The 16,615-nt window shown below is 52.1% G+C and carries 11 protein-coding genes, 1 tRNA gene and 1 riboswitch; of the genes, 9 read left to right on the top strand and 3 right to left on the bottom strand.

All coding sequences use genetic code 11. From position 1 onward, the window contains the following. Positions 1–75 precede the first annotated feature (75 nt). Together NFS31_RS10620 and NFS31_RS10615 are read right to left on the bottom strand one after the other, a co-directional pair. On the bottom strand, positions 76–876 hold the full coding sequence (locus tag NFS31_RS10620; protein ID WP_251494635.1) for an IclR family transcriptional regulator: 801 nt from the start codon (positions 874–876) through the stop codon (positions 76–78). 15 nt (positions 877–891) lie between these two features. Then, the gene (locus NFS31_RS10615; RefSeq protein WP_251494633.1) at positions 892–1,245 is read right to left on the bottom strand and encodes a hypothetical protein; all 354 of its coding nucleotides are present in this window, start codon (positions 1,243–1,245) and stop codon (positions 892–894) included. A 514-nt stretch (positions 1,246–1,759) separates the two neighbouring features. Here NFS31_RS10615 and NFS31_RS10610 point away from each other — a divergent pair. The 3 genes from NFS31_RS10610 (at position 1,760) to NFS31_RS10600 (ending at position 3,944) form a co-directional block, all read left to right on the top strand. Further along, a complete protein-coding gene (locus tag NFS31_RS10610) occupies positions 1,760–2,044 on the top strand; it encodes a co-chaperone GroES (protein ID WP_251494630.1) in 285 nt (94 codons plus the stop codon). A 78-nt stretch (positions 2,045–2,122) separates the two neighbouring features. Then, positions 2,123–3,742, top strand: coding sequence for a chaperonin GroEL (gene groL, locus NFS31_RS10605; protein ID WP_251494628.1), 1,620 nt, complete (start codon positions 2,123–2,125; stop codon positions 3,740–3,742). Positions 3,743–3,872: 130 nt separating this feature from the next. After that, positions 3,873–3,944: transfer RNA gene (locus NFS31_RS10600), tRNA-Gln, on the top strand. A 239-nt stretch (positions 3,945–4,183) separates the two neighbouring features. Here NFS31_RS10600 and NFS31_RS10595 read toward each other — a convergent pair. Then, entirely contained in the window at positions 4,184–4,798 is a 615-nt protein-coding gene (locus tag NFS31_RS10595; RefSeq protein WP_251494625.1) for a hypothetical protein, read from the bottom strand. Positions 4,799–5,295: 497 nt separating this feature from the next. Here NFS31_RS10595 and feoB point away from each other — a divergent pair, with 497 nt between their 5' ends. The 6 genes from feoB (at position 5,296) to NFS31_RS10565 (ending at position 16,107) form a co-directional block, all read left to right on the top strand. Continuing rightward, complete coding sequence (gene feoB, locus NFS31_RS10590) at positions 5,296–7,647, top strand: ferrous iron transport protein B (RefSeq protein WP_251494622.1); 2,352 nt, start codon at positions 5,296–5,298, stop codon at positions 7,645–7,647. A 285-nt stretch (positions 7,648–7,932) separates the two neighbouring features. After that, positions 7,933–8,640 carry a hypothetical protein gene (locus tag NFS31_RS10585; protein WP_251494620.1) on the top strand — a complete coding sequence of 236 codons (708 nt, stop codon included), beginning with the start codon at positions 7,933–7,935 and terminating at the stop codon, positions 8,638–8,640. A gap of 252 nt (positions 8,641–8,892) precedes the next feature. Further along, the gene (locus tag NFS31_RS10580) at positions 8,893–11,250 is read left to right on the top strand and encodes a cell division FtsA domain-containing protein (RefSeq protein WP_251494618.1); all 2,358 of its coding nucleotides are present in this window, start codon (positions 8,893–8,895) and stop codon (positions 11,248–11,250) included. A 532-nt stretch (positions 11,251–11,782) separates the two neighbouring features. Next, complete coding sequence (locus tag NFS31_RS10575) at positions 11,783–12,811, top strand: 3-deoxy-7-phosphoheptulonate synthase (RefSeq protein WP_251494615.1); 1,029 nt, start codon at positions 11,783–11,785, stop codon at positions 12,809–12,811. A 5-nt stretch (positions 12,812–12,816) separates the two neighbouring features. Further along, positions 12,817–14,178, top strand: a complete 1,362-nt coding sequence (locus NFS31_RS10570) for an MATE family efflux transporter (protein WP_251494613.1) — start codon at positions 12,817–12,819, stop codon at positions 14,176–14,178. A 249-nt stretch (positions 14,179–14,427) separates the two neighbouring features. Then, positions 14,428–16,107: a Na/Pi cotransporter family protein gene (locus NFS31_RS10565; protein ID WP_251494611.1), complete on the top strand. Its 1,680-nt coding sequence runs from the start codon at positions 14,428–14,430 to the stop codon at positions 16,105–16,107. A 180-nt stretch (positions 16,108–16,287) separates the two neighbouring features. Then, positions 16,288–16,404, top strand: a riboswitch (FMN riboswitch). Positions 16,405–16,615 lie beyond the last annotated feature (211 nt).

The following is a 16,615-nucleotide window of genomic DNA, read 5'->3' as shown; positions in this document are numbered from 1 at the left end:
AGATAGAGAAAAGTCGCTGTGATTTCCGCATAGAAGCGGAGTCACAGCGACTTTTTCCTGCACAGATCCGCGCCGTCATCCCTGTTCACTGTCTTTTTTCACGGATCCGCGCGTCTTTGCTTCCTGTTTAAATGTATGTCCCATATAGTAGGACAGCTCTGCCGCGCTTTCCTTCACCTGATCCTGCATCTTTTGCAGATGGCTGTCATCCGGGATGCGGGTATAGGGGGCGATGATCCCCAGGGAAGCGCTGACATGGTTGTCAGGCCCAAAAATCGGCGCGCCGATGCCCACTGCGTCATGGACATATTCACCCCGGGATACGGCGATTCCGCATTCGCGGATGTGCGTGAGCTCGTCCGCCAGGGCTCCCCGGCTGATCTGCGGGAAGGACTCCGGGCGATCCAGAATGTGATCCAGATAATAGCGGATATACCGATCGCTCTGGTAAGCCAGAAGCACCTTGCGGATAGCGCCGCAGTGAAGATCCATCTCATAGCCGAACTCCTCGACGACCTTTAAGTGATTAGGGCCGTCCACCTTATCGAGCACCAGGCCCTTGTCGCCCACCTGGATAATCAGATAAGAGTCCTCCCTTGTCGCGTAGGATAAGTGCTTCAAAATGGGAAGGGCGGCGTCCTGAAGCCGGATATTGCTGGCCGCGGCCCTGCCGAGGGAGATCAGGGCCGGCCCAAGCTGATACGTATGGGACTGCTGATCCCGAATCACATATTTTTTTTCACAGAAGGTCTGTAGAATCCGGTGTATCGTGCTCGGAGGAAGACCGGAGGCCTCAGAAAGCTCCGAAATGGAACATTTATGGGGAGTTTCCTTTAAGATCTCCAAAAGGTCCATGGAACGCAGGAGGCTTTGCATGATGAACCTCCCCCGTTATTCAACGGTTTCCTCAACGGTCACAGTAGCGGACGGGACTGGAGCCTGCTCCCCGGCCGGAGCGCCATCGCGGGACTTCTCATCCGTTATCTCTACCTTGCCGTCCTCTGTTTCTCCCGCCTCAGACGCCCCGTCCGCCGGCTTGTGCTCCGGGTTCAGGGAGACATAATTTCTGGAGGAATTCGTTTCATCTGTATCGTCAAATTCGTCAAAATCATCCTCAAAATCGTGGAAGTCCTCATCCAGCTCCTTGTGGAAGGACTTGTATTGTAAGAAATACGTAATGCCTGCAGCCGCAGCGCCCGCAATGGCAGCCAGGGTGATAATCGTGCCAAAATGTTTTTTTGCCATAGTGAAAAGCTCCTTTCTGTAATTAAGGTTATTGTAATACGAATTGAGGAAAAAAGAAAGGGATTCTTTAAGAAATCATTAAAATCCCTGTTGCAGGTGATGATTTATTTTTACGCCAGGAAGTGTTAAATCAAGAAAATCGAAGCCATTTTCGCCGGGCCTTACAAAGGTACTTTGACAATATCAAGGCCATCTTTTTCGAGGATTGCGCTGTGCGTCATTACGATTTCGTTACGGTCGAATAGTAGTACATATTATATCTCCGCCATTTTTATCGTTTCACTTAATAAAATTATACGTTATTTATAAACAGCGTACAAGATGGGAAATCGGTCAATCGCACGAATTGGTAAATTATTTATAAATATTAGCACTCAAGGGTTGACAGTGCTAACAAAACGTGATATAACATGTTTTGTAAATGAGACAGGCGCCGGAAACGGTTGGCCGGACATAGCGAATACAAGCCAGAAAAGCAAACGGAATAAAGTTAAACAGTAAGGAGGAGTCAGTAATGAAGTTAGTGCCGTTATTTGACAAGGTTGTTTTAAAACAGTTAATCGCAGAGGAGACGACGAAATCCGGTATCGTGCTTCCGGGCCAGGCAAAGGAGAAGCCCCAGCAGGCGGAGGTCATCGCAGTCGGCCCCGGCGGAGTGGTAGACGGCAAGGAGATTACGATGCAGGTGAAGACCGGCGATAAGGTAATCTACTCCAAATATTCAGGGACAGACGTTGAGCTGGACGAAGAGAAATATGTGATTGTCAAGCAGAGCGATATTTTGGCTGTGATCGAATAAAACCAGCCGCGGAAACCGTTGTGTAAGATTAATAGCATGGATGAAAGCATGAGTAAAAATTATCGGAGGTGATTTGCCATGGCAAAGGAGATTAAATTCGGAGTAGAGGCAAGAAAAGCATTAGAATCAGGCGTAAATCAGTTAGCAAATACAGTAAGGGTGACACTGGGACCCAAGGGAAGAAATGTTGTTCTTGACAAGTCCTTCGGCGCTCCGCTTATTACAAACGACGGTGTTACGATCGCCAAGGAGATCGAGCTGGAGGATGCGTTTGAGAACATGGGCGCGCAGCTTGTGAAGGAAGTTGCCACCAAGACAAATGATGTGGCCGGCGACGGTACCACCACAGCGACCGTGCTCGCACAGGCGATGATCAATGAGGGTATGAAGAACCTGGCGGCCGGCGCAAACCCGATTGTTCTGAGAAAGGGCATGAAGAAGGCTACGGACGCCGCGCTTGAGGCCATCAAGGGGATGAGCAAGGCAGTAAAGGGCCAGGCTGATATCGCCAGAGTAGCCGCGATTTCCTCTTCTGACGACGAGGTTGGCCAGATGGTGGCTGACGCGATGGAAAAGGTGTCAAAGGACGGCGTTATTACCATCGAAGAGTCCAAGACCATGAAGACAGAGCTGGATCTGGTAGAGGGCATGCAGTTTGACCGCGGCTATGTTTCCGCTTATATGGCGACAGACATGGAGAAGATGGAGGCCAATCTGGAGGATCCGTACATCCTGATCACAGATAAGAAGATTGCCAATATTCAGGAGATCCTTCCGCTTCTGGAGCAGGTGGTTCAGTCCGGCGCCAAGCTTCTGATCATTGCAGAGGATATCGAGGGCGAGGCGCTGACAACCCTGATTGTCAATAAATTAAGAGGAACCTTCTCCGTAGTGGGCGTAAAAGCGCCGGGCTATGGCGACAGAAGAAAAGAGATGTTAAAGGATATCGCTATCCTCACAGGCGGCACAGTTGTCTCCGAGGAACTGGGACTTGACTTAAAGGATACCACGCTGGCAGAGCTTGGCCGCGCGAAATCCGTAAAGGTTCAGAAGGAGAACACGATCATCGTGGATGGCTGCGGCGACAAGAAGGAGATCGAGGATCGCATTGCCCAGATCAAGGCTCAGATCGAGGAGACGACATCTGATTTCGATAAAGAAAAGCTTCAGGAGAGACTGGCCAAATTATCCGGCGGCGTTGCTGTAATCCGCGTGGGCGCTGCGACTGAGACCGAGATGAAGGAAGCGAAGCTGCGCATGGAGGATGCGTTATCTGCAGCCAAGGCAGCCGTAGAGGAAGGCATCATCGCAGGCGGCGGATCCGCCTATATCCACGCTGCTGCAGAGGTTGAGAAAGTGGTTGAGACTCTCGAGGGCGATGAGAGAACAGGCGGACGCATTATCTTAAAAGCGCTTGAGTCCCCGCTGTACCACATCGTTGCAAACGCGGGCCTGGAAGGATCGGTGATCATCAATAAGGTAAAAGAGTCCCCGGTTGGCATGGGCTTTGACGCATACAAGGAAGAGTATGTGGATATGGTAGAGGCAGGCATTCTGGATCCGGCGAAGGTGACAAGAAGCGCCCTGCAGAACGCGACCAGCGTGGCGTCTACGCTGCTCACAACGGAGTCTGTGGTTGCGAACATCAAGGAAGAGACTCCGGCAGCTCCGGCGGGCGCTGGCATGGGGATGATGTAATAGCGGTTCGGCGTTGAGTGATTTACAGATTTAAAAAAATTTGTATATTTTTGGTCTGAAACACTTGACGAATCATAGAAATGTGGTATAATAAAATCCGCAGTCAGGCAAGGGCTGCGGATTTAAAAATTGGGCTATCGCCAAATGGTAAGGCAACGGACTCTGACTCCGTCATTTCAAGGTTCGAATCCTTGTAGCCCAGCTAAGAAAAAGAGCATTAGAGTATGATTGTATCAGGCTTTGAGGCTCTTTTTTGATCTGCAAAATAAACGGAAAAATGAAAAAGATGGTGATTCCATCGATGGATTGTTCAAAAAAGCAGATAGGAGAAAAACGTGGCAATGAAAGCCGGGAGTGCGAAGCCCCCGGCGGTTGTGCGTTTACCTGAGAGTTTCCTTTGATATACGGGAATTTCTCATCTTGCTGCAGTCATTTGAATTTTTACTTGATTGTTCCCACAATCTTTATGTTTCCTCCATCCTGAAATATTCCTGAGCAATTATACTGCCATGTTCCTTTTTCCAATGGTATCTCTTTAGTCCAATTAGTGGAACCAATCGTAATACGCTGTTCTTTTCCATTTGGATTAAATAAGAATAAATCTACGGTTCCGCCTTTAATATCTGAAGTGATATTTAAAATGAGCGTTTGATTATCTTCGGCTTGGAATGAGCCGGATTCGGCTATGTTCCGCTGGTCCGTATAATTGGCTATATTAAAAACTGCATTTCCGTTAGAACGGCTCTCATCAACATTCACTTGCGGAATACGGTTCTGTGGAATAAAATCAATCGTATTATTTTCAGCATTATAATTAACGCCGTATCCGAGATTGATAAGCAATTCATTTACAGGCGCATATACATGTTCTTCTTGTTCATTTTCCATTGTAACTGAAAGCAAGGGTTTACTAAGCGAAAATGAAGCGCCGTTAAGCGTAACATTCATATTGCTTACATGTGCGGATTTAATGCCTGATGCCGCAAACACCGTTGTTATCCCGGTTGTGCCAATAATAATTCCAGCAATAAAACTTTTCATATCAAATTTCTTCATACATTATTCCTCCATCTTAGTAAATTCTAAATTATCTGTCTCTATTTTACAGCAAGTTTTCAAGCTTGGCAACACTTAAGGAAGTCCAGGGCCTCCTCTGGCAGCATTTTCTGTTGCGCTTGTATCAAAGGTGTGGTAGAATTAGTTCCGTAAAAAAGCTAATAAAATTACAATGCCATCTGCATACGCGAAGTGAGGTATTGCGGGAGCACAAAGTGCGGAGCAGTCCGGTATCAAAGGGGTCAAAAGACCTTTTGACCCCGACTTCATGACATTAGATAAAATCAAGGATTTAGGGGTGTTCGAGAGACGGATTCCAACTCCGCCATTTCAAGGTTCGGATCCTTGTAGCTTGAAAAAGCGTTAAATCCTGATTGGAGAGGATTTGACGCTTTTTTTACTCAGAGCTTTTAAACAAGGACAGACTTTACGATTGGTCGGCCCTGGCCCGGAGACATGCGTTTCAGGGAGCGGGCCGCGCCAGGGGAGGACATGCAATGACACTGAGAGATTTACCGATCGGAAAGACGGCCACAGTCCGCTTTGTAGGAGGAGAGGGCGCGCTGCGGCAGCATTTCCTGGATATGGGGCTGATTCCGACTGCGGATGTGACGATGGTGAAATATGCGCCCATGGGGGATCCGGTTCAGCTTCGGATCCACGGCTACGAGCTGACGCTGCGCCTGGACGATGCGGAGAAGATTGAGATAGAGAAAGTGCGCGACAGCAGGGCGGAGGAGAAGTCGGATCTGAAGAAAAAGCGGATTTCCCATCCGGGCCTGGGGGAGGGCGGGAAATACCATGTCAAGGAGAATGAAAACCCGCTGCCGGAGGGGGAGGTTCTGACCTTCGCCCTGGCGGGAAACCAGAACTGCGGAAAGACGACGCTGTTTAACCAGTTGACGGGCTCAAACCAGCATGTGGGGAATTTTCCCGGCGTGACGGTGGATCGCAAGGACGGCGTCATCCGCGGGCATGAGGGGACGCTGGTGACGGATCTGCCGGGCATTTATTCCATGTCGCCGTATTCGAGCGAGGAGCTGGTGACCAGGCGTTTTGTGCTGGACGAGCATCCTAGGGGTATTATCAATATTGTGGATGCAACGAATATTGAGAGAAACTTATACTTAAGCATGCAGTTAATGGAGATGGACATTCCCATGGTGCTGGCCCTGAATATGATGGATGAGGTCCGGGAAAATGGGGGCTCTGTCCGGGTAAATGAGCTGGAGGACATGCTGGGGATTCCGGTGGTTCCGATTTCCGCAGCCAAGAATCAGGGAATCAGCGAGCTGATTGACCATGCGCTCCATGTGGCCAAATATCAGGAACGCCCCGGAAGACAAGATTTCTGCGATGCAAATGAAAACGGCGGGGCCGTTCACCGGTGCCTTCACGGGATCATGCATTTGATTGAGGATCACGCGAAGGCGGCGGGGATCCCCGCGCGCTTTGCCGCGGCGAAGATGGCGGAGGGAGATACGCTTATCGAGAAGCGGCTGGGGCTTGATGAGAATGAGCGGGAGGCTCTGGAGCATATTATCAGGCAGATGGAGACAGAGCGCGGGCTTGACCGCGCGGCGGCGATTGCGGATATGCGGTTCAGCTTTATCAGGCGGATCTGCCGGGAAACGGTCGTGAAGCCAAGGGAGAGCCGTGAGCATATCAGAAGTATGAGATTGGATCAGATTCTGACAGGAAAATACACGGCGATCCCGGCCTTTTTCGGCATCATGGCGCTGGTATTCTGGCTTACCTTCAATGTGGTCGGGGCCTGGCTTTCCTCGCTTTTGGAGAGTGTGATTTCCTGGATTACCGGCCTTTCGGCAGCGGCTCTTTCGGCGGCGAATGTGAATGAGGTTTTGTATTCCCTTGTGATAGACGGCGTGTTCAACGGAGTGGGGAGTGTTCTCAGCTTTCTGCCGATCATTGTCACCCTGTTTTTCTTTTTGTCCCTCCTGGAGGACAGCGGCTATATGGCCAGGGTGGCCTTTGTGAGCGACAAGCTTTTGCGGAAAATCGGGCTTTCGGGGCGCAGTATTGTTCCCATGCTGATCGGGTTTGGCTGTACGGTTCCGGGCGTGATGGCAAGCCGTACGCTCTCCTCTGAGCGCGACCGGAAGATGACGATTCTTCTGACGCCGTTTATGAGCTGTTCGGCTAAAATATCGATCTATGCCTTTATCACAGCCGCATTTTTCCCGAAGTACGGGGCGGTGATTATGATCGGGCTTTATGCGTTGGGGATTCTGATTGGGATTTTGATGGCTCTTTTGCTGAAAAAGACGATGTTTCGCGGCGAGGCGGTTCCGTTTGTGATGGAGCTGCCCAATTACCGCCTTCCCGGCGCCAGAAATGTGTCGCAGCTTTTGTGGGAAAAGGCAAAGGATTTCCTGCAGAAGGCGTTTACCGTGATTTTTGTGGCGACGCTTCTGATCTGGTTTTTGCAGACCTTTGATCTGCATCTGGATGTGGTGACAGACTCGCATCAGAGCATCCTGGCCGTTATCTCCGGCGGCCTGGCGCCGCTGTTTGCGCCGCTGGGGCTTGGGGACTGGCGGATTTCCACAGCGCTGATTACAGGCTTTATGGCCAAGGAGAGCGTGGTGTCTACCCTGTCCGTTCTGTTTGGCTCAACGGAGAGTCTGCTGTCGTTCCTGTCTCCGCTGGCGGCGGGGAGCCTGTTGGTATTCTGCCTTTTGTATACGCCGTGTGTGGCGGCGATCTCGGCGGTGAGACGCGAGCTGGGCGGCGGATGGGCCGTCGGCGTGGCGCTGGGGCAATGTGCGATCGCGTGGGTGTGCGCGTTTCTGGTGTATACTGCGGGAAGTCTGGCGGGGTGCGCGTAAGGCTTTAGATGAAGAAATTCGGCGGCAACGTATACACGGGTTGTGGTTTGCCGCGGAAATAAGCCGGATGCGGGCTGCTGCTAACTCAGTAAAAGTTGTAAGAAATGTTTATTCTTCTTTAATAGCCATTTATGATGAAAAACGCTATAATGACAGTGTGCCGCGGGAATAGATGATACAGCGGTTACCTGACAGCCGGGGATATCGGCAGATGCCGCAGGATGTGCCATAGGCCGGAGCCCGGGATTAACAGCAAAAAGAAAGCGATTAAAGGAGAAATATTACATGAAAAAAAGATGGATGTTACTGGCTATGGGACTTACATTATCACTTACGATGCTGGCAGGCTGCTCTCAGCCGGCGGAGGCGGAGACGATCGCGCCTGCGGAAACGGCTGCCGATACGCAGGCAGAGACGGTAAAAGCAGATGAGGAGAACGGGCCGGCCTCAGAGACGGAGTCTTCTGAAAGCGCAGAGGGTGCGAAAGACGTCTCTGTCCTGACACGTATCTGGGGAACCGTCCTGTCGTCTGAGGAAGGGCAGATGACGGTGGACAATACCTCGCCGGCATCCTCATCCGGAGAGATCATATTTCACATTGATCCGGAACATACGCTGGTGCTGGATGCGGTGAGCGGGCTTCCGGTTTCCTCAGAAGATGTGGAGCTGGGCAGCTTTGAAGCCTATCTGGGGCCGGCTATGACGATGTCCCTGCCGCCGCAGACCACGCCGGAAATGGTGATTGTTAATATTCCGGCTGATTTCCGTGTGCCGCAGTACGTGATTGCAGACAGCGCGCCGGAGCAGGACGGGGACGGATGGATATTAAAGGGCGCAGACGGCGCGGAGTACAGGATATCGGAACAGACGCAGTTCTCCCCATATCTGACGAGAAATATTGTTACCATGGAGGACATTCAAAAGGGGTCTGCGTGTCTTATCTGGCAGGACGCGGACGGCGCGGCGGAACGTATTGTGCTCTTTGCGCGTTAGCGGAAGAATTGTATAGAAAGTATGCTGGATGCGCGCTGTGGCTTGGATTGGGGCTGCAGCGCGCTTTTTTGGAGCGTTTTTGGGAGAGCAGAGCTGGTATAATGGCATTTCTGTAAACAGAATGAAGCAAAACAGATTTCCCCCAAAACGATAAAAAAGATTTACATTGCGCCCTCATTTTTATATAATAGGAGAAGACGAATGACAGGGCGCGGAGCAATTTTGTGACGTATGCCGCGCAGGAGGGAGAGCATGGCTAAAGGACGGGTGAAAAAGACAGAAGCGCCGGCGCGGACGCCGGCGGCGGTGCAGCCGGAGCATATGGTGTTTGCGCTGGATATCGGGACGCGGAGCCTGATTGGCATGGTGGGAACCGTGGAGGACGGGAAAGTAAAGATCATTGCTATCGAGCGGGAAGAGCACGCGGAACGCGCGATGGTGGACGGACAGATTGAGGATATTGAAAAGGTGGCGGGACTCGCAAAGAAAGTCAAGAAGCGTCTGGAGAGCCGGATCCACTGCGAGCTGAAGCACGTGTGCGTCGCCGCGGCGGGGCGGGCCCTGAGGACGAAGCGGGCTGAGTTTGAGCTTGAGCTGCCCGGGACGCAGTTGATTGATGATGAGATTATCAGCCGTCTGGAGGCCGGCGCGATTGGGCGGGCCGAGGATGCGTTTGAGGCGGAAAACAGCGCCGAGGAGATTACCGGGCGCTTTTATCTGGTCGGCTATACGGTATGTCAGTATTATCTGGATCAGTATATGATTTCCAGTTTAAAGGATCACCGGGGCCGGAATGTCAGGGTGGATCTGATCGCGACCTTTCTTCCGAGCGAGGTGGTGGAGAGCCTCTACACGACGATGCACAAGATTGGCCTCGATGTGGCGAGTATTACGCTGGAGCCGATTGCGGCCATCAATGCGGCGATTCCCGAGAATCTGCGCCTGCTAAACCTGGTTATGGTGGATATAGGGGCCGGCACATCGGATATTGCGGCCTGTATGGACGGAAGCGTGACGGGCTATACGATGGCGACCGTGGCGGGAGATGAGATCACGGAAGCGATTATGAAGAAGTATCTGGTGGATTTTGAGACAGCGGAGACGATCAAGGCCCAGACAGACCAGAAGGAAGAGATTTCTTTTACGGATATTCTGGGGATTGAACAGTGCATTTCCAGAGAAGAGCTTTTAAAGTGCATTGAGGGAATGACGGAGCTGTTGTCAAAGGAGATCGCGCAGAAAGTCCTTGACGTGAACGGAGGGCCGCCCTCGGCCCTGTTCCTGGCAGGCGGCGGGAGCAAGCTGGCAGGGTTAAAGGAGCGGATCACGGAGGTTCTCCAGATGGATGAGAACCGTGTGGCCATCGCGGGAAATAACTTCCGGGCGAATGCATTTTCGGATGAATATGATCTGAACAATCCGGAATACGCGACTCCGCTGGGGATTGTGATTTCTTCGGGGCTGAACCTGATCAATGACAGCTTCCGGGTGACGCTGAACAACAGGCCGGCAAAGCTGTTCAGAAGCGGAAGCTTTACCGCGTTAAACCTGCTGATGATGAATGGCTTTAATTTCCAGGATATCCTGGGGCGTTCAGGGCTTAACATAACAGTGATGCTCAATGGAAGGCGGAAGGTATTTTACGGGACATCAGCGCAGCCGGCCTCCCTTTTCATCAACAAAAAGGAGGGAAAGCTCTCGGATGTAATCCACGCGGGAGATATCATCGACTTTATGCCTGCTATCTCAGGAGAGTCTGCAAAAGCCTGTTTAGGGGATGTGGAGGGCGCGAAGGAATGCCTTGAGATCACGCTGAACGGGGCGTATGCGCCGCTTAAGACGCCTTTGAAGAACGGGGATGTGGTTATGCTGAGGATGCCGGATCCGCCGCGGCATGAGGAGACGGACAAAGATGAGACGCAGGCAGGAGATGAGGACGCCTGGCAGGATGATGATTTAAGCGGAAATGCGCCGGGGGAAGATGCGCGGGCCGAAACGGTTCCGGATGAAATGATGCAGAATGACGATGCGCCGGAAGAAGATGCGCAGACGCAGGATGCATCAGATGCGGCTGAACAGGGGACAGGCTTTGATGCGGCGCTGGGAGGCGGCGGCTTTGACGCCGCTCCGGATGACGGCGGCGAGGCGGAGACAGAGTATGAGGACATTGCGGCGCCGGAAAGCGGCTCTGGGGCGCCGTCAAAGGCGGAATCCCCGGAGAGCGGGAGTGCAGAGCCCGCTGAATCGAAGGGCGGCTTTGAAGAAACATCAGAGACTGACGGGCCGGAGAATGCGGCGGAAGCGGTATTGGACCGGGAGCGTGGTACGGCGGCCCGGGAAACCGTTCAGGCACAGGGGATAAAGCAGGGCAGCCGCGGGGCTGCCCAGGCGTCCTTTGTCAGGAGAGAGGTTTTGTTTTATCTGAACGGCTCACAGCTTCGGCTGCCCCGAAAACCGGATGGGGATCCCTATTATCTGATGGATATGCTCGAATATTCCGGTATTGATCTGAAGAATCCCAAAGGGGATATCAAGCTGACTGTAAACGGACGTCCGGGATTGTTCCAGCAGAAGCTTTCGGAGGGGGATACGATATTTATCGGGGAATAGACGTGAATTTCAGGCTGTCCGCAGGGGCAGCCATTTTTAGTTCAGCGGGCGGGACGAATGTATACAAATAAAAAAGCACCGGACTGAGAAGCTCAGCGCCGATGCTTTTTTATCCAGCGGCAGATACTGGTTGTGATATCTGCTGCTGAGAAGATTCTGTAAGAGATTCTGGAAGCGGTTGTAACGGAGTGTAATGCATCAAGGAATTCGGGTAACTTGATTTGTTGTTATGTTAGGTTCCGCTTCGCGCTCTCGAACAGAAATGATTTTCATCCGTTCAATAAGTTAATGCGGCGCCTCCGCATTTTATTGCACGTAGATCAAAAAAATTTAAAAAAATTTTTTGATACCACCTATTTTATTATGAAATTGCGATTTCGTCAAGTTTTACAGCCGTAAATCTATTGATGAATTATTTTTTCTATATTATAATGGACGCGCGGCCGTGATTTTTGCGCGCCCTTTCCGGGCGGTATGCGGGAACCGGTTTTACATAAGACAGCGATTTTACATCAACAGGAGGAATGGACCTATGGGCTTTGAGTTTGTGAGCGAGCTTCCCACGCCGGATCAGATCAGGGAAGCATTTCCGCTGGAGCCGGATCTGGCGCTTGAGAAGGAGAAAAAGGATGCGCAAATCCGCGATGTGTTTACCGGGAAGAGCGATAAATTTCTTGTGATTATAGGGCCGTGCTCTGCGGACCGGGAGGATTCGGTGTGCGATTATGTCTGCCGCCTGGCCGGAGTGCAGGAGAAGGTGAAGGATAAGCTGATCCTTATCCCGCGCATCTACACCAATAAGCCGCGGACCACAGGGGACGGTTATAAGGGGCTTCTGCACCAGCCGAATCCGGAGAAGAAGCCGAATCTGTACGAGGGGCTTATTGCGATCCGCAAGCTTCACATGCGGGTGATCCGGGAAACGGGCTTTTCGACCGCGGACGAGATGCTTTACCCGGAAAACCTGACGTATCTCTCGGATGTGATGTCCTATATTGCCGTAGGCGCGCGCTCGGTGGAAAATCAGCAGCACCGTCTGGTGTCCAGCGGGATCGATGTGCCGGTGGGGATGAAAAACCCGACCAGCGGCGCGCTTTCCGTGATGCTCAACGCGGTTCATGCGGCGCAGCACGGCCATGAGTTCATTTACCGGAGCTGGGAGGTGAAGACGCAGGGGAATCCGCTCACGCACTGTATTCTGCGCGGGGCGGTCAATAAGCACAGTCAGTGCCTGCCCAACTATCACTACGAGGATTTGAAGCTGCTTCTGGAGCTCTACGGGGAGCGGGATCTGCAGTATCCGGCCTGTATTGTGGACGCAAACCACTCGAATTCCAATAAACAGTATATGGAGCAGATCCGGATCGTGAAGGAGGTGCTGCACAGCCGCCGCCATTCCAGGGATATCCATTGCTTAGTGAAAGGCGTTATGATCGAGAGCTATATTGAGCCGGGCTGCCAGAAGGTGGGGGAGCGCTGCTATGGAAAATCGATCACGGATCCATGTCTGGGCTGGGAGGATTCGGAGCGGCTTTTGTATGAGATGGCTGAGAGCCTGTAGCGCGTATGAAAATCGAAAATGATCTGGGCCGGGATGATATCAGGAGGCTTGTGCTGCGTCTGGCCATTCCTTCTATGCTGGCCCAGTTTGTAAATGTATTGTACAGCGTCGTGGATCGCATGTATATCGGAAATATTCCCGTAACAGGGGATGCGGCCCTGGCCGGGGTGGGTGTGTGCGGGCCGCTTGTATCCTTTATTTCCGCTTTTGCGTACCTGGTGGGCGTCGGCGGATCGCCGCTTATGAGTATCCGTATGGGACAGGGAAATGAGGAGGAGGCGGGCCAGATCCTTTCCACCGGGTTTGCGCTTCTGGCGGTTCTGTCAGGCGTCATCACAGCGCTTACCCTGGCCGGCAGGGAATGGATTCTGCGAAGCTTTGGGGCCAGCGAGGCCATTTACCCGTATGCAGAGCAGTATTTTACCATTTACCTGATGGGAACCTTCTTTGCGCTGATGTCGATCGGGATGAACCAGTTTATTATCTGCCAGGGCTTCGCAAAGGTGGGCATGGCGTCCGTGGCTGTGGGCGCGCTCATCAATATTATCCTGGATCCGGTTCTGATTTTCGGCTGTTCCATGGGAGTGAAGGGCGCGGCTCTGGCCACGGTTCTGTCGCAGATCGTATCGTGCGGCTTTGTGCTGCGCTTTCTGTGCGGGAGACGGGTGGTGATCCGCCTCGGCCTCAGAGGAGTGAGAAAGCGCCTGATGGGGCGTATTCTGGCGCTGGGTCTTACGCCGTTTTTGATCATTGCCTTTGACAATGTGCTGATTATCACATTGAATACTGTGATTCAGGCTTATGGCGGGAAAGATGCGGATATGCTCCTGACGAGCATGACAATTGTGCAGAGCTTTATGCTGATGATCACCATGCCGCTCGGCGGAATCACGGCCGGGACCGGGCCTGTCCTGGGATTTAATTTCGGGGCCGGGCAGCCGGAGCGCATCAAAAGCGCGCAGAAATACATCGTCTTTCTGGCGCTGGCTTTTAACTGTGTCATGTTTGCGGTTTCCCAGATCTTTCCGGGCCTTTTTGTGAAAATTTTCACGGGAAATCCGCAGTATATCGAGATGGCTGTGCGGGGGATCCGGATCTACGCGCTGGGAGTAATCCCTCTGGCTGTGCAGTACGCGATAGTGGACGGCTTTACCGGCATGGGAATCCCTCAGGCGGCGGTCTGCCTGTCCATGTTCCGCAAAACCGTATACATAGCGGGCGCGCTCCTGATACCGCCCTTTTTCGGCATAGAAAATCTCTTTTACACAGAACCGCTGTCGGATTTTAGCGGGACCGTGGTCAGTATCACGGCATATGTCCTGCTGATTGGAAAAATTTTGAAACGGTGTGCCGAAAATACGAGGTAAAAGAGTCCGGGACTGTCCATATTAGATAAAAATGCTTTCAGCGCGCGAAACTGATTGAAAAGCCCTGTTACTGTGTGATATAGTAAAAAGGCTGTGACAGCGGGGGATTTGGCGCTCTCCCGGGCAAACGGGACGAAAAAGCGGCGTCAGTGCTGTGACAGGATGTTGCTGTTTTGAAAGAGAAAAAGAGTGAAGCGGTTTCGATCGCCTGAGCGGTGACAAAAGGGGTTACACAGGAGGAGAGTTTTTATGTCGGTTAGTGACGTAAGCAATCTGTTTGGATTTGCCGGCGGCCTGGGCATGTTTCTGTACGGCATGCGGATTATGGGCGACGGCATGCAGAAGACAGCGGGAAGCAAGATGAGCCATTTCCTGGGAATGGTGACGAATAATCGTTTTTTAGGAGTTGTGCTGGGGGCCCTGATTACGGCAATCCTGCACAGCAGCGCGGCGACCACGGTTATGGTGGTCGGCTTTGTAAATGCAGGTATTTTAAATCTGACCCAGGCCGTGGGCGTGATTATGGGCGCGAATATCGGAACAACAATCACGGCCTGGATGGTTTCTTTAAATCAGCTTGGAGACGCGTTTTCGGTTCTCCAGCCGTCTTTTTTTGCACCTCTGTGTATCGGAATCGGCAGCTTCATGATCGTATTTTCCAAAAAGCAGAATATGAACCTGATCGGCGAGATTGTAAGCGGCGTGGGCCTTCTGTTTGTGGGCCTGGAATTTATGAGCGGTTCCATCGCGCCGTATACGGACGCACCGATTTTTGCGCAGGCGTTTGCGATTATGGGGAGAAACCCGATTCTGGGAATCCTGACAGGAGCGCTGGTGACGGCCGTGATCCAGAGTTCGACCGCATCGGTCGGCATCCTGCAGACGCTGGCCATGAACGGGATTGTGACGACCGGGGCGGCTATCTATATCACGCTGGGGCAGAATATCGGCACCTGTTTAACGGCCATGCTCTCCAGCGCGGGAGCAAACCGGACGGCCAAGCGCGCGGCGGCCATCCATCTGACGTTTAACACAATGGGCGCCGTTATCTTCGGGATCGGCATGTTCGCCCTGTCCATGCTGCGCCCGGAAGCGGCCTCGGCGCATATCAGTTCTGTACAGATCTCGATGTTCCACACGATCTTTAATGTGATGAACACACTGCTTTTGTACCCCTTTGCCAACCAGCTTGTGAAGATATCCGGGCTGATTGTAAAGGACAAGGAGGACGGGAGCGAGGCGGAGGCAGGAAACGCCGGCGAGACGACGCAGGCGCTCCGCCATCTGGATCAGCGTATTTTTGAGTCGCCGATGTTCGCCATCGAGGTGGCGCAGATGGAGACCGTGCATATGGGCCAGATTGCCTTAAATAACATCCGCCTGGCGTCAGAGGCCATCGAGAACCGGGATCCGGAGACGATCGAAAAGGTTTACAAAAATGAGAAGGACATTGATCGCATGGAAGAGCTTCTGACCGGGTATCTGATCAAGGTCAATAATCTGTCTCTCACGGAGCGGCAGAAACTTTTGGTCAATAACCTGTTTTACAGCATAACAGATATTGAGCGCGTGGGGGATCACTGTGAGAACCTGGCGGAGCAGGCGGAGTATATGGCGCAGCACGGAATATCGTTTTCGGAGACGGGGAGCTGTGATTTGAGGGCGATCAGCGAAAAGGCGGTAAAATCCTTTACCCACGCGGTTGCGGCCCGTCAGACGGGCGATATGGACGATGTGCGCAAGGTCAGCCAGTATGAGGATGATGTGGATATGCTGGAGGAGGAGCTGCGCGATAAACATATTGAACGGCTGTCCAGAGGGGAGTGCCAGCCCTCGTCCGGAGTGGTGTTTTTGGATATTATCAGTAATCTGGAGAGGATTTCGGATCATGCCTATAATCTGGCCGGGTATGTGAAGGATGAGATGTAGACGGGGGATGGCCGTGAAGGGGCAGGTTCTCTGTTAGCGGCGGCCTTCTCACAATTAATCCCATCACGTAACCGTTCAGATATCCCTGAACGGTTGCTGCATTATGGCGTTGGGAACTGAAAAACAGCAAAAACATTCTTGACAATATCCCTCAATCGATCTATGATTATATAAAATAAAACAGATCTTCAGGGCAGGGTGAAATTCCCGATCGGCGGTAAAGTCCGCGAGCGCGCAGGCGCAGGATTTGGTGAGATTCCAAAACCGACAGTACAGTCTGGATAGAAGAAGATGACTTTGCATAGTTCTGATGTATATTCCGAATCAGGATGCAGTTGCGAGAGGAACCCTGGAATTGTGTTTACAGTTCCGGGATTTTTTATTTTAGAAGCATATGAAAGGGCTTTTATGATAGAAAACGAAGGCTGCTGCCGTCCGCTGTGTGGAGATATATAGATGATTCAGTAAAGATAATGCCCTGAACGAGAGTTTGGGGTGTTTTTTTATG

It is taken from the genome of Otoolea muris (genome assembly GCF_943193115.1).
Classification (GTDB): domain Bacteria; phylum Bacillota; class Clostridia; order Lachnospirales; family Lachnospiraceae; genus Otoolea; species Otoolea muris.
Note: the sequence above shows the minus strand (reverse complement) of the source record. Positions and strands in the feature narration are given on the sequence as shown.

Bases quoted from the DNA above. Each gene is read 5' to 3' on its own strand.
- NFS31_RS10620 (WP_251494635.1), bottom strand. From the start codon at position 876: ATGCAAAGCCTCCTGCGTTCCATGGACCTTTTGGAGATCTTAAAGGAA.
- NFS31_RS10615 (WP_251494633.1), bottom strand. From the start codon at position 1,245: ATGGCAAAAAAACATTTTGGCACGATTATCACCCTGGCTGCCATTGCG.
- NFS31_RS10610 (WP_251494630.1), top strand. From the start codon at position 1,760: ATGAAGTTAGTGCCGTTATTTGACAAGGTTGTTTTAAAACAGTTAATC.
- groL (WP_251494628.1), top strand. From the start codon at position 2,123: ATGGCAAAGGAGATTAAATTCGGAGTAGAGGCAAGAAAAGCATTAGAA.
- NFS31_RS10595 (WP_251494625.1), bottom strand. From the start codon at position 4,798: ATGAAGAAATTTGATATGAAAAGTTTTATTGCTGGAATTATTATTGGC.
- feoB (WP_251494622.1), top strand. From the start codon at position 5,296: ATGACACTGAGAGATTTACCGATCGGAAAGACGGCCACAGTCCGCTTT.
- NFS31_RS10585 (WP_251494620.1), top strand. From the start codon at position 7,933: ATGAAAAAAAGATGGATGTTACTGGCTATGGGACTTACATTATCACTT.
- NFS31_RS10580 (WP_251494618.1), top strand. From the start codon at position 8,893: ATGGCTAAAGGACGGGTGAAAAAGACAGAAGCGCCGGCGCGGACGCCG.
- NFS31_RS10575 (WP_251494615.1), top strand. From the start codon at position 11,783: ATGGGCTTTGAGTTTGTGAGCGAGCTTCCCACGCCGGATCAGATCAGG.
- NFS31_RS10570 (WP_251494613.1), top strand. From the start codon at position 12,817: ATGAAAATCGAAAATGATCTGGGCCGGGATGATATCAGGAGGCTTGTG.
- NFS31_RS10565 (WP_251494611.1), top strand. From the start codon at position 14,428: ATGTCGGTTAGTGACGTAAGCAATCTGTTTGGATTTGCCGGCGGCCTG.